23 protein-coding genes are annotated in these 25,764 nt (G+C 46.6%); 15 read left to right on the forward strand and 8 right to left on the reverse strand.

Going from position 1 to position 25,764, the window contains the following annotated elements; all coding sequences use genetic code 11:
- The first annotated feature begins 100 nt into the window (after positions 1–100).
- Positions 101–1,510 carry a hypothetical protein gene (locus QFZ48_RS19085; RefSeq protein ID WP_429050491.1) on the forward strand — a complete coding sequence of 470 codons (1,410 nt, stop codon included), beginning with the start codon at positions 101–103 and terminating at the stop codon, positions 1,508–1,510.
- An 88-nt stretch (positions 1,511–1,598) separates the two neighbouring features.
- Positions 1,599–2,969, forward strand: coding sequence for a glycoside hydrolase family 140 protein (locus QFZ48_RS19090; RefSeq protein WP_429050490.1), 1,371 nt, complete (start codon positions 1,599–1,601; stop codon positions 2,967–2,969).
- Between the two features lie 43 nt (positions 2,970–3,012).
- Here QFZ48_RS19090 and QFZ48_RS19095 read toward each other — a convergent pair whose 3' ends face one another.
- Positions 3,013–3,426 (reverse strand): VOC family protein, encoded by a 414-nt coding sequence (locus QFZ48_RS19095; protein WP_370908052.1) that lies wholly within the window; start codon positions 3,424–3,426, stop codon positions 3,013–3,015.
- Positions 3,427–3,579: 153 nt separating this feature from the next.
- Between QFZ48_RS19095 and QFZ48_RS19100 the strand changes: the two genes are divergently transcribed.
- Positions 3,580–4,017, forward strand: a complete 438-nt coding sequence (locus QFZ48_RS19100) for a hypothetical protein (protein ID WP_429050489.1) — start codon at positions 3,580–3,582, stop codon at positions 4,015–4,017.
- Between the two features lie 23 nt (positions 4,018–4,040).
- Positions 4,041–5,225, forward strand: a complete 1,185-nt coding sequence (locus QFZ48_RS19105) for a hypothetical protein (RefSeq protein WP_429050488.1) — start codon at positions 4,041–4,043, stop codon at positions 5,223–5,225.
- Positions 5,226–5,256: 31 nt separating this feature from the next.
- Here QFZ48_RS19105 and hxsC read toward each other — a convergent pair whose 3' ends face one another.
- From hxsC to QFZ48_RS19130, 5 genes are all read right to left on the reverse strand, one after another.
- On the reverse strand, positions 5,257–6,381 hold the full coding sequence (gene hxsC / locus QFZ48_RS19110) for a His-Xaa-Ser system radical SAM maturase HxsC (RefSeq protein ID WP_429050487.1): 1,125 nt from the start codon (positions 6,379–6,381) through the stop codon (positions 5,257–5,259).
- Positions 6,381–7,886 (reverse strand): His-Xaa-Ser system radical SAM maturase HxsB, encoded by a 1,506-nt coding sequence (gene hxsB, locus QFZ48_RS19115; RefSeq protein ID WP_429063267.1) that lies wholly within the window; start codon positions 7,884–7,886, stop codon positions 6,381–6,383. The genes hxsC and hxsB overlap by 1 nt, the downstream gene beginning before the upstream one ends.
- Positions 7,883–8,257 (reverse strand): His-Xaa-Ser system protein HxsD, encoded by a 375-nt coding sequence (gene hxsD, locus QFZ48_RS19120; protein WP_429050485.1) that lies wholly within the window; start codon positions 8,255–8,257, stop codon positions 7,883–7,885. The genes hxsB and hxsD overlap by 4 nt, the downstream gene beginning before the upstream one ends.
- On the reverse strand, positions 8,238–8,999 hold the full coding sequence (locus tag QFZ48_RS19125; protein WP_429050484.1) for a peptidoglycan-binding domain-containing protein: 762 nt from the start codon (positions 8,997–8,999) through the stop codon (positions 8,238–8,240). The genes hxsD and QFZ48_RS19125 overlap by 20 nt, the downstream gene beginning before the upstream one ends.
- Positions 9,000–9,216: 217 nt before the next feature.
- Positions 9,217–10,638 (reverse strand): amino acid permease, encoded by a 1,422-nt coding sequence (locus QFZ48_RS19130; RefSeq protein ID WP_429050483.1) that lies wholly within the window; start codon positions 10,636–10,638, stop codon positions 9,217–9,219.
- Between the two features lie 259 nt (positions 10,639–10,897).
- On the opposite strand from QFZ48_RS19130, the gene QFZ48_RS19135 reads away from it, so the two are divergent.
- Positions 10,898–11,788 carry a glycoside hydrolase family 43 protein gene (locus QFZ48_RS19135; protein ID WP_429050482.1) on the forward strand — a complete coding sequence of 297 codons (891 nt, stop codon included), beginning with the start codon at positions 10,898–10,900 and terminating at the stop codon, positions 11,786–11,788.
- A 17-nt stretch (positions 11,789–11,805) separates the two neighbouring features.
- Complete coding sequence (locus QFZ48_RS19140) at positions 11,806–12,300, forward strand: PPC domain-containing DNA-binding protein (RefSeq protein WP_429050481.1); 495 nt, start codon at positions 11,806–11,808, stop codon at positions 12,298–12,300.
- Here QFZ48_RS19140 and QFZ48_RS19145 read toward each other — a convergent pair whose 3' ends face one another.
- Positions 12,301–13,014, reverse strand: coding sequence for a 3-keto-5-aminohexanoate cleavage protein (locus tag QFZ48_RS19145; protein ID WP_429063268.1), 714 nt, complete (start codon positions 13,012–13,014; stop codon positions 12,301–12,303).
- Positions 13,015–13,251: 237 nt separating this feature from the next.
- Between QFZ48_RS19145 and QFZ48_RS19150 the strand changes: the two genes are divergently transcribed.
- Positions 13,252–14,112, forward strand: coding sequence for a helix-turn-helix domain-containing protein (locus QFZ48_RS19150; RefSeq protein ID WP_429063269.1), 861 nt, complete (start codon positions 13,252–13,254; stop codon positions 14,110–14,112).
- A 70-nt stretch (positions 14,113–14,182) separates the two neighbouring features.
- Entirely contained in the window at positions 14,183–15,052 is an 870-nt protein-coding gene (locus QFZ48_RS19155; RefSeq protein WP_429063270.1) for an SDR family NAD(P)-dependent oxidoreductase, read from the forward strand.
- Between the two features lie 54 nt (positions 15,053–15,106).
- On the opposite strand, the gene QFZ48_RS19160 is transcribed toward QFZ48_RS19155, so the two are convergent.
- Positions 15,107–15,841 carry a M48 family metallopeptidase gene (locus QFZ48_RS19160; protein WP_429050477.1) on the reverse strand — a complete coding sequence of 245 codons (735 nt, stop codon included), beginning with the start codon at positions 15,839–15,841 and terminating at the stop codon, positions 15,107–15,109.
- Positions 15,842–16,243: 402 nt separating this feature from the next.
- Here QFZ48_RS19160 and QFZ48_RS19165 point away from each other — a divergent pair, with 402 nt between their 5' ends.
- From QFZ48_RS19165 to QFZ48_RS19195, 7 genes are all read left to right on the forward strand, one after another.
- Positions 16,244–16,528: a DUF3817 domain-containing protein gene (locus QFZ48_RS19165; protein ID WP_429050476.1), complete on the forward strand. Its 285-nt coding sequence runs from the start codon at positions 16,244–16,246 to the stop codon at positions 16,526–16,528.
- A gap of 64 nt (positions 16,529–16,592) precedes the next feature.
- Positions 16,593–17,450, forward strand: a complete 858-nt coding sequence (locus QFZ48_RS19170; RefSeq protein WP_429063271.1) for a helix-turn-helix domain-containing protein — start codon at positions 16,593–16,595, stop codon at positions 17,448–17,450.
- Positions 17,451–17,529: 79 nt separating this feature from the next.
- Positions 17,530–18,249, forward strand: coding sequence for an FAD-binding oxidoreductase (locus tag QFZ48_RS19175; RefSeq protein WP_429063272.1), 720 nt, complete (start codon positions 17,530–17,532; stop codon positions 18,247–18,249).
- A gap of 116 nt (positions 18,250–18,365) precedes the next feature.
- Positions 18,366–20,654 (forward strand): GH92 family glycosyl hydrolase, encoded by a 2,289-nt coding sequence (locus tag QFZ48_RS19180; protein ID WP_429063273.1) that lies wholly within the window; start codon positions 18,366–18,368, stop codon positions 20,652–20,654.
- 85 nt (positions 20,655–20,739) lie between these two features.
- Positions 20,740–21,360, forward strand: a complete 621-nt coding sequence (locus QFZ48_RS19185; RefSeq protein WP_370908037.1) for an RNA polymerase sigma-70 factor — start codon at positions 20,740–20,742, stop codon at positions 21,358–21,360.
- Between the two features lie 49 nt (positions 21,361–21,409).
- Positions 21,410–22,393, forward strand: coding sequence for a FecR family protein (locus QFZ48_RS19190; protein WP_429063274.1), 984 nt, complete (start codon positions 21,410–21,412; stop codon positions 22,391–22,393).
- A gap of 39 nt (positions 22,394–22,432) precedes the next feature.
- Complete coding sequence (locus tag QFZ48_RS19195; protein ID WP_429063275.1) at positions 22,433–25,759, forward strand: TonB-dependent receptor; 3,327 nt, start codon at positions 22,433–22,435, stop codon at positions 25,757–25,759.
- Positions 25,760–25,764: the final 5 nt, after the last annotated feature.

The following is a 25,764-nucleotide window of genomic DNA, read 5'->3' on the forward strand; positions in this document are numbered from 1 at the left end:
AAATGCTGCAGCAAATCTGAATAATAACTAATTTCAGGGCGAATCATTGGCGCATCAAGTGTGTGCAAATCCGTGCAAGCTTGTAATAGACTACCAGGAAATGAATAATAGTTTTGAGATTAATTACATACGAAAGTGCCTCGAGCTGGCAGAAGCCCGGTTGAACCGTGGTGACGCCAGCGAGTGGACAAGCTATGATTTTGAAAAACTAAGTGCCGCCATAGAAGAAGCTACGGGGGTGATATTGAGCGTTACTACCCTGAAACGGCTGTGGGGAAAACTGAAGTACACCAATATGCCCGCCACCACTACGCTGAATACCCTGGCACAATTTGCCGGGTATGCCGACTGGCGGGAGTTTAAACGTCTTGCCACCTTGCTGCCTGGGGATATTACGACTGCGGCAACCAGCCATAAAGCGATGGTTGAGTCGTTGCCAGTTGATGATGCCACATCTTTAAATATGGCCACGGGGGAAACTCCTGTCAGTCAGACAGTATCCGGTTATGCAACAGGCAATGGTGTGACCACTGCCACTCATTCACCCGCAGCAACGCCACCAAAACGCAGTAAATGGACTTACTGGCTGCTCGCCCTGGTACCAATAGGAATTCTCGTATATGCCTTACTGTTATCCAATACCAAACCAGGCAAACCAATTGATACAACTGCATTTTCGTTCAGCTCCAATAAAGTAGTTATGGATGGCGTGCCTAATTCTGTTATTTTCAGCTATAATGCTGCCGCAGCAGGGAAGGATTCTGTGTTCATTGCGCAAACCTGGGATATCAGGCGGAAAATGCCGGTATCTGCCAAAGAAAAAACATACACTGCTATTTATTATGAGCCAGGTTATTTCAAGGCGAAACTGATGGTGGGTAAACAGATCGTAAAAGAACACGAACTGATGATCAGCTCCGGTGGCTGGCTGGCCATGGTAGAACAGGAGCCTGGCACACCACTGTATTTCCGGAAGAATGAAGTCATAAAAGGAAACGGCCTGGAAGTGAATGAAGCGTTGTTGTCGGCATATCACGTTCCGCTGCAACCTGTTCCTCCCGCCTTACGCTTTTATAATGTACAGCCCCTTGGCGACCTGCAAACGGATCACTTTACTTTTGAAACCACGCTGAAGAGCGGTTTTCAACTGGGCACCGCTGCCTGTCAGCGGGTGGAGGTGTTGCTCCTGTGTAAAAATGATTTGATCTCCATCCCGTTGTGCGCGCCCGGATGTGTGGGAGACCTGTCGCTGTTTGCCGCCGGCGTTGCCCTCAGCAGCCGGAACACTGACCTCTCGAAATTTGGCGCCGACCTGGCAAAATGGGTAAAACTCCGTGTAGTGGCGAAAGACCGGCACCTGCAGTTTTTTGTGAACGACAGCGCTGCTGCGGAGCTCACGTTTTCCAATCCGCCTTCCGGCATCGTCGGTGTGCAATACCGGTTCAATGGCACTGGCGCAGTAAAAGATACCCGCTTTACGAAAGATAGCACCGTGATTGAATTACAATAATAGCTGCTGCCTATCCATCTCTCTGAAAACAATTACTGCTGCTTTTATTCCTAAAAAGCTTTATTTTTCTCTGGAACATATTCCCGTTATGAAAAGTAAGTTATGGTTTCTCAGCAGCCTCCTTTACTGTTTATGCACCAAGGCGCAGTTGCCGGAGCGTTTACAGGTTACCCCGGATGGTCATTATCTTCAATATGCCAACGGGCAACCCTTTTTCTGGTTGGGCGATACCGGCTGGGAATTGTTTCACCGGCTGGATACCGCAGAAATTAAATACTACCTCGATAACCGTGCCCGCAAAGGCTTTACCGTAATCCAGGCAGTAGTGCTGGCGGAATTTGATGGTCTTCGCAAACCCAACCGCTATGGACAACTGCCGTTGCTGAATGAAAACCCTGCCACTCCCAACAACGCTTATTTCACGTTAATAGACAGCACCATCAGCTGGGCAATGCAGCGAGGAATGTACATAGGGCTGCTGCCTGCCTGGGGCGATAAGGTGACAAAGTTATGGGGCGAAGGCCCTGTGGTGTTTGATACCACTAACGCTTACGGATATGGGAAATGGATAGGGAACAGGTATCGTAATCATAAAAACATCATCTGGATACTTGGTGGTGATCGCCCGGCGGTTAACGACAGCGGCGACTGGCGACCCATCTGGCGGGCAATGGCAAGAGGTATAAAGGAAGGCACTGCCGGGCAATGCATCATTGCTTATCATCCTTCCGGAGGAGCTAACTCCACGTCGCAATGGCTGCAGCAGGAAAACTGGCTGGATATCAACATGTTCCAGAGCGGTCATGGCAGCGGCCATGATGTACCATGTTGGGAGCTGGTGCGGAGGGACCGGCAATCTTTACCGGCCAAACCTACCCTTGACGCCGAACCTAATTATGAAGACCATCCCGTGAATCCCTGGCCTAAATGGAATCCCGACAATGGTTATTTCAGGGACTACGATGTGCGTAAGCAATTGTACCGTTCTGTATTTGCCGGCGCATGCGGCGTCACCTACGGTCATCATGCGGTGTGGCAATTTATGAGTGCGCGGGAGGAAGCCGTTAACTATCCTGATCGGGGCTGGATGAATGCACTGGACCGGCCCGGTGCTTTCCAGGCGGGTTATCTTCGCAGGCTCATAGCCATACATGGCGCACTAAACCGCGTACCGGACCGCTCCCTGATCTTGTCGGGTCAGGGGGAAGGAGGAGGCCATATGGAAGCTTTCCAGGATGCGGCGGGTACTTACCTGATGGTATATCTGCCCATAGGAAAATCGCTGCAGGTGAACACTGCTGTGATAAAATCCGCGCGGTTAAATTGTTGGTGGTTTAATCCGCGGAATGCGGAAAGAACAAGCATCGGAGTTGTGAAACAAAGCTCCGCTGTTACATTTGTGCCTCCGGCTACCGGCGTGGGCAATGATTGGGTGTTGGTGGTAGAGGCGCACCCGTAACAAAAAGCCGGTTGGCAAAAGCATGCTCCAACCGGTGGTGTTATTACTTTTCATTGGCTTTCAGCACTTCCACATAATGAGGATTGTACATAATGCCCAGTACGTTGCCGAAAGGATCAATTACGGAGGCGGTAACAAATCCATGTCCCCGTTCTGTAACGGGTTCTAAAACAGTAGCTCCCAGTTGCAGCAATTTTTCCAACCCCGCCTGTATATCGTCTACATGCCAATAAATAATAGCACCGCCGGGTCCGCTGCCCAGCGATTTTGGCGCATACTTACTGTCGATAATACCCAGTTCATGCTGGTAGTCGCCCAGGCGGAACTCTGCATAGCCGGGCCTTTCAAAGTAAGGAGGAATACCGGTTAACTCCGTATACCATTTTTTTGCCGCCTCGTGATCTGCTGCATAAAAGCTCAGCGTGGCAAATCCTCTTAAAATGTTTGTGTTGCTCATTTGGTTTGTTTTAGGATGAAATTTTTATTGTCTGATGTAAAAGTAGCAGGCGGGTATGACAACCCTATGTCAACAGCAAAAAAGAAAGGCAGAATATTTCTGAATATAGTTATAAATTTTAAATATCTATTTTTATGTCCTAATCTGTATATTATGAAAAAGGTGGCCTATGACCCTAATGGTGGAAAACTGTGGATAAGGATAGATATGACCGGCATTTACTTTATTACTTACATCTACCAGATGTGGGCGGCTACCGCCGATGAACATCCTATACTAACAAAGCCCCTCCGGCAAAACAGCAATGAGCTGCCCCAACCGGATTACTATCTTATTCAAAACGATTATAAACCCGGTGAACCATTAATCAATTTCGACAAAAGAGTACTGGATATTTCTTTCAGGGTAAGAAAGTACGAGGACGACAATGGTTATAAATTAAGGGTAAGCGTATTGCAGGGCGATGATTTTAATACAGCCAAAGTAATAGGCAGCAGCCAGATTGGCTATGGCACTACTGCTACTTTAGGTACCGATGTTACCGGCAAACAGGAAGATATTTTACTGCAGTTGATCGTAAAACAGGATTGATTACCCCTATTTAAAATATATGTATGTCAGCACGGAAAATAATTTTCATTCTGTTATCTCTTATTTCTTTCCGGACATCTGCGCAGTTTAAAACAGACAGTACCGAGCATTACCTGTTAAACTTTTCTGTGCCGGATATGCCGGCGTTTAAAGCGCTGGGAGCAGATCCTTCCAACCTGCTGCGTCCTTCGGATATTCAAAAGTTTGCGCTCAGCTTATCGCCGTTTTATTCAAACGGCCAGGGCGTTATCCCGCGTAATTTCGCCGTGGAATTTTCCCCGGGGAAACTGGCCAGCAAAAACTGGACGCTGGAAGATTATGGCAAAAGGAAGTTCTGGTATAACTCCTCCTTCAGCATCGGGGCAATCGTTGATTCAGGAAATGTATCCTCCAAACTGGCTGTAGGCTACCGGTTTTCTATTGTGAGAAAGAAAGATGACCTGTTACTGAATGCCGCAAAAAGAAGGGCGGTTTTTCTTGCACAACAGCAGGCGCAGTTGGCGCTCCGGGAATTTAAAAATAACTGGATCATTATTGTGCATAAGGAAGTGCCACCTGCAGAGCGCGCGCAATATGGAGCCGAGCATGACAAAGAATTCTGGGATTTCGCGGAAAACAAAGCAGAAGAATATCTCAGGGAAAACCCAGATACAACCTTGCAGGCCAGCTACGACGCCTTTAAAAAAGGATACGACACTGATAAAAAGAAATATTATGCGGCAGTAGACGACCTGATAGAGCAATTTAAAAGCGAACATTGGAACGCTACCCGCCTGGATGGCGCCATTGCGTGGGTAGGGCAATCCCGCGATTCATTGATTAAAAACGCCGGCTTCGCCTCCTTCAATACCTGGGTCACCTGGGCCCTTGGCATCGGGAAAAGCAGCCAGCTGCTGCTGGGGGGTAGTTTCAGCTTACCCCGCTCTGAATTTAAAGACAGTACATTCGTCAACGCAACAGTGAATGTCCGCTATTACCTGGGGACCTCCGGTTTCAGGGGATTTGCGGAAACACAGTTTAAATATCAGAACTATGATAACCTGGACAAATCCCTGCTGTTCAATTTTGGAACTGAATTCAGGGTTGCTAAAAGTATATGGATTGTGGCCGAAGCAGGCATTGATAACTACCTGAAAGAGAAAGACCCTTTCAGCGCTTTTATAGCGAGCATCAATTTGCGGTATGGATTTAACCAGGTGATGAAGTAGGGGGGAATCAACTAACTCCTTCGGGGTGGGATTAAGAGAAGGCTTTTATCCCTTTACTGTGCTTGAATACACTAGACGCAAAAAAACCACCACAATCATTTTTCATTGAACATTGATTACATTCTTCGTGAAAGATATTTTTCCAGTCGGAAATAGATTTTTTCGAGAACTGCCAGATCTCACGGGGTGTAGTGCAAAGTTGTGAGTTATAAAGGGAGGTGGTCATACCAAAATCCGATAAATAAGTCATCGCTTCTGTAAGTTCTTTTCCATATTCAATCGGATCAATCCAAAGTTTATCCAGGTTATACGGCGTGTATCCCTGATGCTCCAATCCCATAAAGGCCACATGTTCTGCGAACGGCAGATTTTTATAAATAAACTTCGCCAATTTAAGAAGCCGGGGTAACGTCTGTTTATGTAGAACAATTCTTAATTCTATTCTGACATTTCTTCTTGCCAGGTTATATAACCCTTGAATGGTCTGATCAAATGCACCTTTGGCTTGAACAATATAATCATGTTGCGCATGGTAATCCGAGTATATAGGTATGCCAAGCATAAGTCTCTTAAAAGACATATCTCCAAGTTTGTCGGCCATGTTAGGCCACGCAAATGACCTCCCATTGGTTAAGCAGTGTACTTCGGTATCCGGCAGCTGCGTTTGTATTTGTGCCAGGAGCTTAAAAAACTTATCACCGGAGAGGGTTGGTTCACCTCCCGTAATGCCTAATTCCATGCAATCTTTCGGGATTAATGGAATTGTTTGAGTATGGATATTGTATAAGTAATCTGTATCGTCCTTATCCCGGGGAGGCTGAGAACACATTAAACAGTTGCTGTTGCATCTTTCCGTAAACAATAGGAAATTGTGTGGGGAATTTATTCTATATAAAGTAGAAATCACGCCATCAGTATTGACGACGACGATATCTCCTTCGCATAAGTGAGAAACATCAGGGATTGAATATACACTTGGTTTATCAAATAAACTGACTTTTTGATTGCTTGAGAGGATTACTTTATAATGTTGGAGATGCATTGGGATGTTCTCATTTGCAATCAAAACTTCCCCCTTTGTGTCAGAGCCAAAAGTTACTCTGCCCACTATTGGCGCATTAATTTCAGATGGAATACCTTTTGTTTTTAATAGCATTAGCTTCTACCTGTTATCCAGTTTCTGAATATTTTTTCTATTTCCTTATTATCATCCATTAACTCAATCAAATACCGCATTATTTCCATATTTCTCTGGCAAAAAGAACTTGTCGGTCTGTGGCCGTATAAATCGCCCTGTGTAGTGTGATTGAAAACAGGATCAGCTCCACAATAGGTCTGGAAGGCGCACTCAGAACAACCTGGCAGTGATTCATTGGTCATTACATCACTAAGTGCCAGGGCTTTTTCTCCGTAAAAGATTTCTTCGTATGTATTTTCTCCTAACTGCCCAAGTTGGAATGTAAAATCATTCATTTCCGCGAGCATTCTGGACTCGTCCGAGGCATACACTGCCCCATCATAATTAAACACAATAACGCTATTAATAAGTCCGGCGGGAGATTGAAGATCGACATATCCGACGGGAAATGGAGTTAGCATTTTCTTTAAAATGATACTTGCATAGTCTTCTCTGATAAAATAGCCGTCTATATTATATTGAATAATTCTGGTCAGCGCTTTTTTGTAAAATTCCAGGAATTTTCCTGTCTCATATTTATTCTTGTCCTTGCTTCTGGTCGCAAAACCATATGGGCTTATAGGCCTCAGGAAAATGTTTTTAAATCCTAATCTGACATATTCATCCACTATTTCATGCGGATATTCCAACGACAGCTTAGTAGTGGTAACTAATGCTGAAATATGTTCTGCCCCTATAATCTGCCTGCATTTTTCAATGCCATCAACTGCAAGCTGATGGCTGTTGGCATTTGGCTTGTGTCTGTTTTTGTTGTGTATAAATGCAGGGCCATCAAGCGAAGTCGATATTAAAATTCCGTTTTCATGGCAGTATTGAAGCATTTCATCTGTCAGTGGAGCAAGATTAGTGCAGATTACATAAGTAACCTCTTTATGATGCTTCTCTGCCTCGACTTTTGTTTTTTCAACAGCATATATTATGCTTTCAAAGGCTAATAATGCCTCACCACCTTGAAACTCCATTGTCACGTGTGGGTTAGGTGATTTCATCATCATAGCTATACCAGCGTCAATATGAGGGATACTCATATCATATTTGCTTTTATCGGAAGTAACTCTTGATACCTGGCAGTAGTGACAGGTATGTTCGCATCTCAGGCTGATTACAAAAATATGTAGTGATGTAAAAAAATCAAGAAATGACTTTTTTGTACGGTAGCGGGTCGCAAGAACATCAATGAGATTTGGAACGGAATTCCCCGAAATAAAGAAATTGGCTGTTAAATCGGCGTATAGCTCCTGGTCCTCACTATTTCCGGCTTTTATTTCCCGCGCCACGATCCTGGCTGTTGTACCTGCGGGTACTACCAGAAAGTCTCCAATTTCATTTACAATCACTTCTTTTTTATTGGAAATACGGTGGAATCTGAATGGAAGTAAAGTATATTCTGGTATTGACGTGGTATAAGCTTCAAATTCTTTAAATTTCCTGCTTACCCTTGTTGTTACCGGTGTTGATTTCATGGTTGTATGGATTGGGGGCTGAAGCCTACGGGGTCACTTATCTCCGACATGGGTATTGTCTCATTTTCATAATATGCGAAAGCTTTAGCGATAATAAGCTCCCTGATCGTTTTTGTTTCATCTGTTATACACTGCCGTAGCTTGAAATCTATGAGATCCTGCTTTAGTTTTACTATTATGGTTTTCCAGTCAACAGGTTCCGCGTTATAGAGACGAGTTAGTATTATTTTATACTGGAGAGGATCTGTCTTTATAATATCTACTTCAAAGGCATTAGTATACCAGTAGAGACATTTAAACAAAACAACTTCAGGGTATAGCTCGGTAGCAACCGTAAAAGAGAGCGTGTTATTATCTTGTAGAAATTTCATTCGCTTTATTTCTTAGTACATTAAGTGTTTTAGCGTCTACTTTACCATCAGGCCTTAATTCATTTTCTTGCTGAAAATGAATAATAATTGCTTCTGTTTGTAGTCCAAAATATCCGGTTATAAACATGTCTTTTTTTAAGGTCATTAATATCCTTTGCAGCACTTCCACATCCTTTCCTTCGCATCCTTTGAATAGTACCCGATCTCCCAATTTTAGACTGGAGGAATCTGCTACATGTACAGCATCTGTAGTTCTATTTGAAGGTGAAATACGTGCCGCACCCGGGTTATAGAAAGGAGTCGCACCAGAACTTTTTCCGGTAGAGTTTGTTCCGGGAGTACTTTTCACAGTACCTCCTGAGGTTGAATGCCCTGAAGAGGAGGACGACGCAGGAACATATACAGGTGTAGGGGATGGCGTATAGCTACTGCCAGAGCTATAAGACGAGGAATAATGCGAACTGTGAGAGCTATGCGAAGAATGAGAACGATGAGAGCTATGCGAACTATGCATGGAAACAAGGCTATTCGATGGATCCATTATATTGAGTTTCAGCACTAGTTTAGGTTTCAATACATTTTTATGAGTGTTCTCAACAGGGATGTTTTTATCATTTTCAATTTCGTGGTTAGTGTTATTGGGAACCTCGGCTTTGGTATGGGAAAATACACTTAACGCGGCTGTTACCACAGCAAGACTTTTCTTAGCCAGATTTTGGAAGCCAAATTTATTGTTGATCATTAGGATGTTTTTTGTGGTCTAATTATCTGGAATTATAGGGATGTTAGATATAGGTTCAAACACGCAGAATGGTCAAATTTTTTGAGGATAAGCTTTAAAGCAGAATACTAAGTTATATAAATTTGTTCAAAATTGGTTAGTTGAATTATTTATTATGTTTTTTAATATATGATTGCTGGAGATTATCCTTTGTAAGGTGTTCTATGGAAGATAACTATTAACTTCTCCGCTTATTCCTCTTCACCAGTAAAAAGCACACATACAAAAACACCACCCATGCCGGGATCAGTTCTACCGGCAGTTTCATTCCCGTTATCCACATCAGGATCAGGATGCCCACCAGGAAGACCAGGCAAATGTAATTGGACACCGGGTAAATAAAGGAAGGGAACTTTGTCAGGATCTGCGCTTCCCGTTTGCTCTTTTTGAATTTAAGATGCACTACGGTGATCATCAGCCAGTTAATGATCAATGAAGATACCACCAGCGACATCAGTACTTCCAGCGCTTTTTCAGGGATCACCTTATTTACCACAATACAAATAGCAGCAAATAAACCGGATACCAGGATTGCTTTTACAGGTACATGGTTTTTATTTAGCTGAGATAAGAAAGCGGGTGCATTGCCTTGCTTCGACAAGCCATACAACATCCTGCTGTTACTGTATACGCAACTGTTGTAAACGGAAAGTGCCGCTGTTAAAACAATCAGATTTAACACATTTGCAATCAGGCTGGTGAAATAGATGGTTTTACCCAAAAAGGAAAACCGGAATCCTTTTAAGCTTTGAAATACCATTACAAACGGGCTGCTGTCTGTAGTAATACTTTTCCATGGCGATAAAGAAAACAGGATCACAAGTGCGCCAACATAAAAGATCAGGATACGGTAGATCACCTGGTTGGTAGCCTTGGGGATTGTTTTTTCCGGCTGGTCTGCTTCTGCAGCAGTGATACCAATCAGTTCAAGCCCGCCAAAGGAAAACATGATCAGGGCAATGGCTGCAAACAATCCCTGGAAACCACCTTTACCATCGGCATGCAATAATCCACGCGGGAAAAATCCGCCATCGTTCCAGAGATTCCGGATGCTGGCCTGTGAGCCGCCACTTCCGCTTATCAGCAAATAAATTCCAAAAACGATCATGGCAATGATAGCCACTACTTTTATGATGGAAAACCAAAACTCTGCTTCTCCGTATACTTTTACAGAGCTCAGGTTTAACGCATTAATAGCAATGAAGAAAAAAAGACTGGAAGACCATAACGGGATCTCCGGCCACCAGAAATGTACATACACGCCAATAGCAGTCAGCTCCGACATGCTCACCAGGATATAAAGGATCCAGTAATTCCACCCGGAAGAAAAGCCGGCAAATGAGCCCCAGTATTTATAGGCAAAATGACTAAAACTACCTGATACCGGTTCTTCCACTACCATTTCGCCCAGCTGGCGCATAATAAAGAAAGCAATAATACCGGCCAGGGCATAGCCCAAAATAACAGAAGGTCCCGCCAGCACCGCCGCCGGGCCTATGCCCAGGAATAAACCTGTTCCGATGGCGCCGCCCAGCGCAATCAGCTGGATATGCCTGTTCTGTAATCCCCTTTTAAGGTTTTTTTCGTTTGCTGAGTCCAATGTTTATAGTGCTGGATAAGGCTGCAAGTTGAGGTAATTTCGGCAAAATTGAAACTTTGATTTATTTGCTCCGCAGATGCCTGTTTCAGCAGTACGGATCATACTTTGAGTGTTCTGTCTGATATAACAGGTACAATGGGGTAGATGTACTCCATGGGTTTTACGTCAGGCTTTTCCGGCGACGAACTTTGTGTTCGAGTAAGATTCCCCATGGCACAGTTATCGATATCAAATCTGCTGAAAAATAAACCCGCAGATCATGCTACCTCATCAAAACCCAATAATCCGGCATAAATTCACTGCCGATCCTACCGCACTGGTCCACAATGATACTATATACCTGTACACCGGCCACGACGAAGCGCCGGTAGGCACGGAAGCCTATGTAATGAATGAGTGGCTCTGCTTCTCATCCAACAACCTCACGGAATGGACGGAACATCCTGTACCATTAAAAGCAACCGATTTTTCATGGGGCAGCGGCAATGCTTACGCCTCAAAAGTAATAGCGCACAATAATAAATTTTATTGGTATGTAGCCACCGCCCACGCTACTATTAAGGGATCAGCCATTGGTGTGGCAGAGGCCACACATCCGGAGGGTCCGTTTAAAGATGCCCGCGGATCAGCGCTGGTTACCCTTGATATGCTGCCAGCGGGTGTGCACGAAAAAGCCAATCTCGATCCAACGGTGATGATAGACGACAACGGGCAGGCATATATTTTCTGGGGTAATGGGAAATGCTTTTATGCAAAGCTGAAATCCAATCTCACGGAACTGGACGGACCGATTAAAACACTGGACCTGCCGGGATTTGAGGAAGGCGCGCACCTGCATAAACGCAATGGTTGGTACTACCTGTCCTATGGTTACGGGATGCCGGAGAGAGTGGCATATGCGATGAGCCGCAGCATGGAAGGTCCGTGGGAATTTAAGGGGATACTAAATGAGCTGGCAGGGAATTGCGAAACTAACCGACCGGCGATATTGGATTTTAACGGCAGGTCTTATTTTATTTATCACAACGGGGGACTGAAAAACGGGGGCAGCCACCGGCGCTCAGTGTGCATCGACTACCTCTACTACAATCCGGATGATACCATGAAGCGGGTGGTGATGACCTCCGAGGGCGTACAGATGGCATATTAAATGCAATGCCTGTTATTATGAAAACAATATGCACCTTACTCATCATCAACTTATTCGTCATGGCTACAGCTACTGCGCAGGATACCGCCCGCTATATCAAAACCAATACCGGCTACCTCATGGTATTACGGCAGGGAGATGATATTTTTAAGCAACTGGAGGCCTTTGCAGAAAAGGAAAAGATTCCCTCCGCCAGTTTCACCGGCTTCGGATTTGTGAACGCCACCTTTGGGTATTTTAACAGGGAAACGAAAAAGTACGAGCCCAAAGAATTCAGTAATATGGAACTGTCCGGCATGAACGGGTCTATTGCATGGCAGAAAGGGAAAGTGTCACTGCATACGCATGGCACGGTTACGGATAAAGATTTTAACGCCTTCGGCGGACATATGTTAGGTGGCACCGTTGGCACCGGATCGCTGGAGATCACTGTTATAGTGCATCCGCAGCAACTGGAACGCGTGTTTGAAGAACCACTGGGCGCCAACGTGCTGAGCCTGGAAAAGAAATAATCAACTATAGTGAAATGCTGCCTTTACCAGAGCTTCATTGCTTTCTGCAATAGCGCCGGATGGGTCGAGTAAGGTATCTTCAAATCCTATTCTCAGGTCGTAACCTTTATACTTGGCTACTTTCAGGAGTTCCCAGCAGGTACTGTCGAAACCATGCAATACCACCGTTTGATGCGGTTGCCTGCCGGTCAGGTTGTCTTCAATGGCCTTCACCGTTGCCAGCGCTGCGTTGAGGTCCTGCTCCTGCGGTTCAATTAACAGGCGGAAACATTCGTTCAATAATCCGCTGCCGCTGAAATCCGCTGCTGCCTGCGCGGAATTAAGTCCCGCTTCCACCCCGATCTTCTTGTCCAGTATGGCCTGTACAATACGTTCAAAACCGGTTTCATGCCCATTCACAGATACAAAGTTGGGTAGTTCTTCCCACTCACGGATATACGCGAGCCGCTGATCGATATCCGGTACTATCCAGGCGCCGGTACTGATGCCCACAGGAGTTTCCGGCACGGCGGCCTTTACTGCTTTTACCTGCTCATTTACAAAGAGTGGCTCCAGGGTTTCTTTACCGTTGCGGTCACGTACATGGAAATGGATGGCGTCTGCGCCGGCGAGAACGGCGCTTTTAGCGGCTTCCACCAATTCATCTGTCGTAACCGGAACATTCGGATGGTCTGCTTTCGACCTGGAACCATTTAATGCTGCTTTTATAAACATACTTCCTGGCTTTTTTCAGGTCACTGCATAAATGATACCTGTATCGTAATCACCAGCTTTTCCGGCATTAACGGCCAAAAGCATGGGATGCTGTGTTGTGGAACAGGTTGAGCAGATTGCAGGATTTTTTCCCTGAAGTGGGTATTGGGCTGTGGCAGGGTTCGTCTTCTTTCGTCATTATTTTTACCCTGCCGGTTGCGTTTTTTTATTATAGCTTTAGCCGGAAAAAAGCCTCCAATGACCGGGAACATTCTGATACAATCGCTGAAAGATATTACAGACCAGGAGATTAGCATCAACAAGTTTATCGGAACGCAGAATAAGGAGGACTTTTACAAGAAAGCCGCACACCGCCGGGATGACCATTACCTGTTTATCTTTCAAAAAAAAGGCAGAAGTACGGTCATGATAGATTTTAAGGAAGTAGCGTTAATCGAAAGCGCGGTATTATGCGTACTGCCAGGACAAATTCATTATGGCGTTACGGCAAACAATGACACGGAAGCCTGGCTGATTACGTTGGATACTAATTTTGTAGAAGAAGATTACCGGAGAATTTTTGATGATTACTATTTTCAGAATGCCCCCATCACCATATCCACTTTAGAAAGTACTCCGCTGGATGATAGCATTGAATTGCTGGCATCCATAGTGCGCAACCGCCATCCGTTGGATTTTATGCCACAGGTAATACATTCGTTGATCAGCGCTTGTGTTGGGATGTTCGCTTCTGCCTATCGCAGGCAGGAAAATAGGGAGGTCCCTTTATCACGCACACATCTTTTAACACAGCAATTTAAACGGTTGCTTTTGCAACAGTTTAAAACACATAAAACTACTTCCGCTTACGCTACCTCATTAAATATAACCCCTGCATACCTGAATGATGCCGTAAAACAAACAACAGGACTTACCGTAAGTTTCTGGATACAACAAACTATCATCATGGAAGCAAAAAGACTATTGTACGCTACCAATGCATCCGTTAAAGAAATAGCCAGCCAGTTGGGGTTTACTGACCATGCTTACTTTACCCGCTATTTTTCCCATGCAGAAGGGCAGTCGCCATCGCGATTCCGCCGCAACAGCCGCAAATAATCCAATGGTTCCCTCTATCTATCCATTTTACCAGGGCATAGCTGTGACTAACTTTGCAGGAAAATAACGGATGGGCAATCATATCATTTTTACGGTTGGAATAATATGCCTCTTATGGCTTTTATACAGGACGATAAAATTCATTTATCCTTATATCCGCCGTTCGGATCTTAGAAAATATCAGAAGCCGGGCGCCTTTGCGGTGGTCACCGGCGCAACTGATGGGATCGGGAAAGCAATCGCCGTGGCACTGGCAGGGAAAGGCTTTAATATCGTTTTACACGGCAGAAACGAAGCAAAATTACAGGCGGTGAAAATGGGCATTGAAAGGGATCACCCGCAGTGCAAGATAGTGTTGCTGTTACATGATGGTAGCAGGGAAAGCCGGGTAAATGTGGAAGAAATTGAGCATTTGCCCGTAACAGTACTGGTGAATAATGTAGGAATAGGACCGATGAATGCACTGGCTGATTTTTCCGCCGGGGAAATTGATGAAACAATTACGCTCAACATGGCCTTCCCTTCACAGCTAACCCGTAGCTTGCTGCCACAACTGGGAAAACCCGGGCTTATATTAAATGTTTCTTCGTATGCGGGCTTGTTTCCACCACCTTATTTAGCGGTTTATGCAGGCTCAAAGGCATATAACAATGCCTTTTCCATTTCGCTGGCGCGTGAATTAGAAAATGTGGAAGTGATTTCATTGATAACAGGTAGTGTAAACACCGGGACAAATAAAAAGCCCGTCACCTTTATGCGGCCGGCCGCGGCCACCTATGCAAAGCACGTGCTGGCCATTGTGGGTTGTGGCAGAAAAAGTATTATGCCTTATTGGCCTCATGCCATACAAACTTTTCTGATATCACTGCTGCCTGAAAAGCTGATCGACAGTGCAACTAAGAACGCCATGCAGCGGGAACTGCAACATCCTGAACTTTAATATAGCCGGAAGGGATTCACTAATCCCATCCGGCTATATCTTCTTAAAAAATAATTACTTCGCTGCTACAACAGGTTTTTCAAACCCGTCTTTCTTCGCTTTCTCCGCCATCGTATTCATTCTTTTTTCTGTATCAGGGTGAGAAGAGAATAATTGTGAGCCTTTCTTTTTATCACCACTGCTTTCCTGTGATGCCTTCCACAATTTTTCGAAAGCCATAGACATGCCCCAGGGATTGAGCTTGGCCGCTTTCAGAAATTCGTAACCATAGTTATCAGCCTGGCTTTCCTGGTTGCGGGAATAGGCAGAATTAGCAACCGCTTCTCCCAACTCGCCGAGCTGTGAATCGCTCAGGGTGCCGGCAGCGCCGCCTTGTGAAGAAACACCGTCTTTCAGCGCGGAGGTCATCAGCGCTGTTTTGAACGCATCTTTGGAATCCTTGTTTTTTACATGCCCGATTTCATGGCCTATTACGCCCATTACTTCGTCGTCTGTCATGGTTTGTAATAACCCGGCGCATACACGCACACTGCCATCTGCACAGGCAAAGGCGTTGATATCCCTTACCAGGTACACTTTGAAGTTAAGATTCATGCCTTCGTAGCCGGTAACATGATCGGTTAGCTTTTTCAGGCGCTGTGCCATCGGATCATCTGCAGGAGCAACGGGGTTGTGCTCATCCATCCACTGGATATACTCTTTGGTATACCTGATCACATCGTCATCTGTGAGGGTGGCTGCTTTCACTGCTTTGGCGCCGGCGCCCAGTGTTTTTGTGTTTAATTTCAATTGAGCATTTGAGGCTAACGCAAATGACATCGTCAAAGCGCATACGAAACCGAATCGTGCGTAAACAGACATAATAAAGGTTTTTATTGTTGAAAAGGGTTAAATACTAATGATTGCATTCAAGGCTACGGCGCGAAGATAAATATTGTTATGATCTCTTACAAACAATTTTGCCCCGTAAAAGGAGTGTTTTTAAAATATATTAATATTAGGGAGACGAGGTGAGTGCATGAGGAGTGCATGGATAGTCCATGACATACGCAGGGCTGAGGCATTGATGAAGCATCAGGGAAATAACCGGGATATTGGCCCCCAATACATCCGAATCGATAATAACATTAACCGGATCTGATCTTCACTTATCTTTGCCCTCACTTTAATTGATCTTTTGAAATTTTTAAGATGATAAACATATATCGTAAAACAGCATTAATCGAAGCAGTATCTTACCTGATATTATTATTTGTGGCCATGCCCATGAAATACCTCTTCTCTGTGCCTGAACCGGTAAAGTACTTCGGGTGGCTGCATGGCGTATTATTTATCCTGTTTATTGTACTCCTGCTTTCCTGCTGGATTAAGTACAGATGGAGCATCATGAGGGTGGCCGGCTTTTTCGTGGGATCGTTCCTGCCGTTTGTGCCGTTTATATTTGAAAAGAAGCTGAAGGAAGAATATGGCGCCTGATGGAGGCCCGGTTCCGGTGGATCCAAACCGGCATAATCATCTTTACCCGGTAAATTTAAAAACAATGGGTAAGAAAGTAAAATCAATTCCTGTAAATCCGTTTGCAGCCGCATTGGACCCCGGAGTTGTCGTGGGAAAGATATCGTCCGGCAATTTGCTGTCCTACCATGCAGCCCACAGGCCGCACAGGCACGATGGACATTTTTTCCTGTTGGTGGAAAAAGGAACGGCGCATATCGAAATTGACCTGGAAAAGTATCATATCAAGGCATTTCATGTGTTATATGTCCATCCTAACCAGGTGCACCGGGTTGTAAAATCCGGGAAAACAGACCTTTACCTGCTGGGGATCACTAACGAAAATCTGACTTCCCAAAACCTGGAATTGCTGGAGCAAATTGTTCCTGCACAGCCTTTGTCACTAACCAAAAGTAGCTTTTCAATTGTAAGCCAGGCAATATGGCTATGTATAAATATTTTTGAAAGAAAACAGGATAAGTTATACCCATCTTTGCTTAAAGGCGCCTGCAATACACTGGTAGCCCTGATTGTTTCGCAATACCTGGAGCAGTCGGCTTCAGCCGGCAAACTTTCACGCTTCGATACTATTACAAAAGCATTTAAATTATTACTGGAACGCGATTTCGCCAGGGTCAAACGGCCTTCCGACTATGCGACCGCATTGAATATTTCCACCCCTTACCTGAATGAATGTGTCCGGAATGCCACCGGCTTTCCCGTTTCATACCATATTCAGCAACGCATTATACTGGAGGCGAAACGCCTGATCTGCCATTCCGGCAAGTCTGTTAAAGAAATTGCCACCGAACTGGGATACAACGACTATGCCTACTTTTCACGGTTTTTTACAAAAGTAACGGGAATGACGGCGATAGCTTTCCGGAAAAAAAACCTCGAATAGTCCAGCAACTACACTTCTATTGCCATTGTTCCCGGCAGAAATATAGCCTTGCTTTGCAGGCTATAATAAACTGTGTAAAATGCCAAGAACAGCAAAATGGTTAGGCGACGCAATGGAAGGCTTGCTGGGATCCAGGTTTCCATTAATGAAGGTAATGGAAACAAATTATATCAATCCGAACATAAAAAAGATACGGTTTAAAGGGAATCTTTCAGGGATGAATTTCCAGTTAGGCTATGCCGTTATAATCAGGGTAAGTGATACGGAATACAGAAATTACTCGGTATCATTCAGCGATGTTGAAAATGGTATCCTGGAAATTATTTTTCACCTGCACGGTGCTGCATCAGGATGTCTTTTTATGGATCGCCTAACCGTTGGTGACCAGGTAAGGGTCAGCATGCCAAGAGGGCAAAAGCAATATGATCCGGCGGTGAAAAAGCAGTTGTTGTTTGGCGATGAAACATCGTTGGGCGTGGCGGTGTCTTTTCAACCGTACCTGAAAAAGAACAATCACGAGTTTCAGTTTTATTTTGAACTGGATGAAGCAAACGAACAGGTACCCCGGCTGTTGGGGTTGGAGAACTACACAGTATTTCCTAAAAACAATCACTTCAGGAATGAGCAGTGGATAAACGACCTGGCGATTTTTAGGGCTGGCGATTGGCTCACGGCTAACTACATTCTTACCGGAAATGTAAAGTCAGTTCAAACCTTTAGAAGAGTACTGAAGAATAATAATATCAGCGGCAGAATATTTACGGCCGGTTTCTGGCTGGAAGGGAAAACGGGTTTGTAATTCCAGTACATGAAGGCTGTTTCCCGCTGCTCTTTAAAAATATTTCTTCAAAAAACAAGTACTAAATGGCGGTAACTGTTCCATTGCGTGTCTAATCTAAAAGCCGTTACCACGCAATGCAGCTACCACGTATAAAAAACACACGCCGGTTTTTTACCGGTTTATTTTGCAGTTTCTCCCTCGCCACTGCAGCGCAGCAAAAAGAACTGGTGGCCTACGCCAATACTCTACAGGGCACCAATTCGGAGTTCTCACTCAGTAATGGCAATACCCATCCTTCCACGGCGCTGCCTTTTGGTATGCATGCCTGGTCTGCCCAAACAGGTAAAAACGGCGACGGCTGGAAGTACCAGTACAAAGCCACCACCATCCGCGGCTTCCAGCAAACGCACCAGTGCAGCCCCTGGGTGGGCGACTACGCTGTATTCAGCCTGATGCCGGTAACAGGTAAACTGGCAGTAGGAGAAGAGGAGCGCGCCACAGCTTTCAGTCATGCGGATGAAGTAGCCCGCCCCGACTACTACAAGGTAACTTTCGTCAATAACATCACCACGGAATTATCACCTACTGAAAGAGGCGCACATCTGCGCTTTTCGTTCCCGGCAAAGAAACCCGCCTACATTGTGCTGGATGGCTATGATGCGCTGAGTGGCGTACAAATATTTCCGGCAGAAAGAAAAATTACCGGGTACGTCACCAACGGGCGCTTCATCCCCAAAGGCTTCCGTAACTATTTTGTGATCGTGTTCGACCAGCCTTTCGAAGCCAGCGGCACCTGGGAAAATACCAACAACAGGATCTTCGCAGATACGCTGTCGGCCGAAGGGAAAGGCGCAGGTGCATTTATCCGTTTTAAGAATGGTGCGGTGGTACAGGCCAGGGTAGCTTCTTCCTATATCAGCGCCGCGCAGGCGGAACTCACCTGGCAACAGGAACTGAAACCCTTCACCAGGCTGGAACAAACAAGAGCGGCGGCCGCCAAAATATGGAACACGCTCTTTGCCAGGGTACGGGTGGAAGGCGGAACGGAAAAAGACAAAGCCACTTTTTATTCCTGCCTTTTCCGCGCCAATCTTTTTTCACATATCTTTTTTGAATACAACAGCAAAGGAACCCCTTATTATTTCAGTCCGTACGATGGAAAGATACATAACGGGTACATGTACACTGACAACGGCTTCTGGGATACCTTTCGTGCGCAGTTCCCGCTAAACACCATCCTGCACCCCACCATGGAAGGCCGCTACATGCAGGCGCTGCTGGATGCGCAGCAACAATGCGGCTGGCTCCCTGCCTGGTCGTTCCCCGGCGAAACAGGCGGCATGCTCGGCAATCACGCCATCTCCCTGCTGGCAGATGCATGGGTGAAAGGGATCCGCACCTTCGATCCCAAACAAGCGCTGGACGCCTATTATCATGAAGCCATGAACAAAGGCCCCTGGGGCGGCGCCAACGGCCGCGCCGGTTGGAAAGAATACTATCAGCTGGGATATGTCAGCTTCCCCGAATCACAGGGCAGCACCTCGCAAACATTGGAATATGCATACGACGATTTCTGCGGGTATCAACTAGCCAAGCTGACTGGCAACAATTTTTATCAGTACGTTTTTGGCCGCACCATGTATAATTATAAAAATCAGTACGACAGCCTCTCCGGGTTTATGCGCGGCCGTAAACTGGATGGCAACTGGCAGGAAAACTTTGATCCGTATGAATGGGGCGGCCCCTATACAGAAGGGAATGCCTGGCACTGGCAGTGGTCCGTATTTCATGATGTACAAGGCCTGATTAACCTGATGGGAGGAAATACGCCCTTCATCACAAAACTGGACTCCGTTTTCAGCGCCCCCAATAAAGTGAACGTGGGCGCTTACAAACAAACGATCCACGAAATGACGGAAATGGTAAACGCCAACATGGGCCAGTATGCACACGGTAATCAGCCGGTGCAACATATGATCTATCTCTATAACTATGCCGGCCAGCCCTGGAAAACACAGGCGCATGTGCGGAAAGTAATGGACCAACTTTACAATGCAGGAGAAAACGGGTATCCCGGGGATGAAGACCAGGGGCAGATGTCCTCCTGGTACGTAATGAGCGCTATGGGCTTTTACAGCGTGTGCCCAGGCACGGATCAATACGTGATCGGAAGTCCGCTGTTCCCGAAAGTGACAATAACACTTGAAAACGGGAAGCAGTTTGTGGTGCAAGCCCATAACAACAGCCCGGAGAATGTATATATCCAGTCGGCGGTTCTCAACGGTAAACCGTGGCCGCACAACTGGCTCCGGCATGCAGATATCGTTAATGGCGGTGTGCTGCTGCTGGAAATGGGTAATAAACCGGCTGTCAACCGGGGCATCGCCGATGCCGACAAACCTTTCTCGCTGAGCGACCGGTGAAAATACGGCTGCCGATATTTTCGTACCGACATGAAGAATTTCGTACTGAAACGATTAAATTAGCCCGTAGTTCGAATTCATGTCGATGCGAAAAGATTTTTCCACGTATACAGATGAAGAGTTGTTCCTGTTTGTAAAACAGGGACACAAGGAAGCGTTTGAGGATGTGTACAGGCGCTTCTGGCAGGAGTTACTGGATGCCGCCTACCGGCGTGTAAAAGTACAGGAAGCGGCCATGGAGCTGGTGCAAAGCCTGCTGGTAGACCTCTACCTGAAAAGGGAAACCATTTCTCTTAACACATCGCTCCGCAATTACCTGCATACATCACTGAAAAACCGGATACTGAATACCATCCGTTCACAATTGGTGCGCAACACCTATCAGCAGCATGTACTGAATGATAGCGGTCTTTATCAGTCAGACGCCGCCAGCACGCTGCAATTAAAAGAACTGCAGCGGCATATAGATGAATCCTGCGCCAGCATGCCCGAAAAATGCAGGGAAGTATTTTACCTGAGCAGGAGAGAGCAGTTGTCGTACCAGCACATCGCCCGGCAAATGAATATTTCGGTGAACACCGTAGAGAAACATATGGTGAAAGCCCTGAAAATATTACGCGCTCACCTGAAACAATATCATTACATCCTGTTCTGGTGCCTGGTATCGCTGTTGCTGCTGTGGAGTGCAAATGTCAAACTATTTTGAATCGTGATGGCGGTAAGCCATTTTTCAGGTGTCTAATGTTAGAGAGACTATGGATATGAACAACACCCGGTTAAAAGAATTATTGGATAAATACCTGGACGGTACAGCCACTGATGTTGAAATCAGTGAGGTGGACAATTGGTACAGGTCTTTCGAAAATGATCCGGCCTTCACTGCGCAATTCAGCCCGGAGCAACGCACCGCGCTGGAGCAGCTGATCTTCCTGCGCATCAGCCGCCAGGTGGAAGCTGCGGAGCCACGGGTTAGCTACCGGTCTGTTCGTTGGTGGGCCGCAGCCGCCGCGGTGGCTTTGCTCATTACCGCAGGCGCCTTCTTCCTGACCCGGAAACAACCGGTTCAGCAGGGAATGCCCATTGCAAGTGTGACAGCACAAACCGGTAAAAAAGGCATCAAGAAGGTCAGCCTGCCGGATAGCAGCATTGTATGGCTGAATATAGATAGTAAACTCCGGTATGAAGAAACAAAAGGCCGGGAGATCTGGCTGGAAGGAGAAGGCTACTTTGAAGTAGCGCCCAAACAAGGCGCTCCCTTCCTGGTGCATGCCGGCACGCTTCATATCAATGTACTTGGTACCAGCTTTAACATCGACGCCTACACGCCGGATGCAAAAGTAACGGTAACAGTAGCCAGCGGAAAGGTCGCCATTGGAAACAATCAGCGCAACCATGCCACGCTGGGGGCCAATCAGCAGGTCATATACCATGCTGCGGAAGATCAGCTGGAAACAAGCAACATCGCTGCGGCAGACGTCAGCGCCTGGACACAGGGTCAGCTGATATTTAAGAAAGCGCTGTTCCGCGATATTGCACAAAAACTGGAACGCCGTTACGACGTACGTATCCGGTTTGCCAGCGAACAAATTGCCAGCTCATTGCTCACCGCCCGGTTCGATGCCAACGTACCGTTTAAAAACGTACTGGGCATGTTGTGTGATATTTATGGGTTTAGCTACCGGCAAACGCCGGGCAAAAACGAATACCTGGTTTACAAAAAAAGTCAACCAACTAAATAATCCGGAAGGATCAGCCATGTGGCGTGATAATTTCAAGTTATGAAAGTGAAAACAGCGGAGTGCGTGCACATGACGCCCAGGTGGCTTGCCTGCCTGGTGCTGGCATTGTTTTGCCTGTACCCGCCGCGGATGATGGCCCAATCCGGAACAACAACAGAGCTGAAACAAACCACGGTAGATATACATGTTGTGAATGAAACACTCGATAAAGTGTTTGAACAGGTGGAAGCCTCCACCACATTCCGGTTTGTATATAACCCGTCGGAAATTGCAAAAAGTGGAAAAGTAACGATCAATAAAAAGAATATTCCGGTGGAACAGGTGCTGAAATTATTGCCATCCGTATTGCAATATGAACTGCGTGGAAGGAACCTCCTCATCACCCGGAAGGAAGCGCCGCCACTGAACCAGGCTTCGGTATTAACAGGAAAGGTGACGGATACCAACGGCAACCCCTTGCCGGGTGTATATGTCATGAAGAAAGGTTCGCCGCCACGTATCGTAACAGAGCCGGATGGCTCCTTCAGCATACATGCCGATCCGGGGGATACCCTGCGCTTCAGCCTTCCCGGCTTCGGCGAACAGGAAGTTCCCGTGGAACGCGCCAATATGCTCTATGTTTCCATGCTGGCGAAATATTCATCACTCAAAGAAGTAGTGGTGATCGGTTACGGCACTTCCAGCAAGGAGAAACTTACCACAGCGGTAGGCACCGTGAGCGGCGATGTATTAAAGGAACGTGCTACCACCATGAACCTCATGCAGGGACTGGCAGGAAAGGTAGCCGGTGTCAGCGTGATGATGAACTCCGGAAAACCCGGCGGTAATCCTATCGTAAAAATCAGGGGGACCGGTTCCATCAACGCGTACAACGGTCCGCTGTATGTGGTAGACGGCATTGTGGGCGCAGATCCCCTGATCCTTGATCCGAATATTGTGGCTTCGGTGGATGTGCTCAAAGATGCCGCTGCCTCCGCCATTTACGGTGCAAGAGGATCTAACGGCGTGATCGTGATCACCACCCGGAAAGGCACAAAAAGCAGCCCGGCTATTTCATTCCGCAACACCCTCAGCTTTGGCGCACTGGCCCGCAAAGTACAGCTGATGAATGCAGAAGAAGCACTGGAGATGTTTAAGCGGGAATATGAATACCTGCCTGGCCGCACCGCGCCGCATCTCGATCCTACCCGCCAGTTTCCGCGGAAGGATGAACTTTTTAATACAGACGGTTCGCCTAAATATCATACAGACTGGCAGGAGGAAGCAAGCCGCCTGGCAGTGTCCCACGAACATTCATTGTCACTGTCTGCCGGAAAGGATGGCTTCTCCGCCCTGGTCAACCTGTCTTACAACGACCAGCAGGGAATCCTGATCAACAGCTACTCCCGGCAGATCAATGGCTTTATCAACCTCGGCTGGGACGTCACAAAATGGTTGCACGTACAGGCGGTCATCAACAGCGGGGCAGCCAAACAGAATAATGTCGACATCAATACATTCGGATTAAATGCCGTACGCCAGATATATGAATTTCTGCCCTTCCTGCCGGTACGCTATGCAGATGGCACGTATTCGCGCAAAGGAGATTATCCCGGTGCAGAGGATTCTGAAAACCCGGTGAGACTTATGCAGGAAGTAAAATCGGTGGCCGGCCGCACGTATACCATGGGCAACCTGATCACTACCATCCGCCTGAACAGCAAACTGCATATCACAGCGGGTTTGAGCGGACAAACAGGCGCCACCTACAACCTGTATTATTCCGGCCGGGATATCCGCGGATATTCGGATACGCAACAGGGAGTAGCCACACGGGCAAATGGTAATTCCGGCTCCTGGACTTCGGAAGATTACCTGACCTGGAACAACCAGTTTGGCAAACATAAAGTCACTGCCGTGGCAGGCGCCAGCTGGTACTATTTCGGGAACATGAACACGCAGGCAGGAAGCGAAGGCTTCTTCGATGATTTCTTTTCGTATAACAGCCTGCAAACAGGACTGGTACCGCAACGGCCGCAGTCGGGAACAAGCAATACAGCAATGAACTCGTATTATATGCGGTTCAACTACGACTACGACAGCCGTTACCTGCTGGGATTTTCTTTCCGTGCAGATGGATCTTCGCGCTTCGGAGCCAATAATGTGTATGGATACTTCCCAAGTTTCTCGGGCGCGTGGCGGTTGTCGTCGGAGCCTTTCCTCCGGGATGTGCGCAGCATCAACGACCTGAAGATACGTGGCAGCTACGGCATCGTAGGCAATGCGGATATCGGCGATTATGTAACGCAGGACAGGCTGCGGAGCGGCCAGGTGGCATTCAATGGCCAGGCGGCGCCCGCAGTTATGCTGGAAGCATTGGGTAACAAAAATCTTAAATGGGAAAAAGCCCATCAGCTGAATATCGGGGTCGATGTTTCACTGCTGGACAACAGGATACAATTTACCGGCGACGTTTATAACCGCGTAACAAAAGATCTGCTGTATTACCGGCTGATGCCGGCTACCACCGGCTATGAGGGCGTGTTTGACAATATCGGTTCTATCCGTAACAGGGGTGTTGAACTGTCGCTTGTTACCAACAATATCCGGCGCAAACAATTCTCCTGGAACACTTCCCTGATCTATTCCATGAACCGCTCCCTCGTACTGGAACTGAATGGCGATATCATGTATCCCTGGGGTGGCCGCATCATGGAAGGACGGCCGTTGAATGAATTTTATGGCTACCGCCGCCTGGGTACCTGGGGTACAGAGGAAGCAACGGAAGCTGCTGCCTATGGCAAAAAGCCTGGTGATCTGAAATACGCAGACGGGAATAATAATAAAGTGAAAGATGCCAACGACCGGACGGTACTTGGTAACGGTATGCCCGATTTTGAAGCAAGCCTGAGTAACACGGTTACCTATAAAAATTTTTCGCTGTTGGTAGATGTGCAAACGATCTATGGTCACAGCCTGGCAAACTTTACCAGGATGCTCATGGAAAATGCAGCACCCACCATCAACAGCTACCGCAGCCTGCTCAATGCCTGGACGCCGGAACAACAGGGCGGCATGAACCCGGCGCTGCGGCTGCCGCAGGATGGACTCGATAATGAAATGGATAGTTATTACATAGAAAAAGGAACATTCCTGCGCATTCGCAATATCGCACTGGCCTATAGGCTAAAGGAAGACTGGCTCGCACGGTATCATATAAAGTCAGCCGCCATCAGCGTCAGCGCAGAAAACTATTTCCTGTTCACAAAGTATAAAGGATATGATCCGGAAGCATCTTCATTCGATGGCGACTTTAACCAGGGAGTGGATATGTATCAATACCCGAAAGCAAAAACGCTGGCGTTCACATTAAATGTTACATTCTGAATAAA

Origin of the sequence: Chitinophaga sp. W2I13 (genome assembly GCF_050434005.1) — a bacterium.
Taxonomy (GTDB): domain Bacteria; phylum Bacteroidota; class Bacteroidia; order Chitinophagales; family Chitinophagaceae; genus Chitinophaga.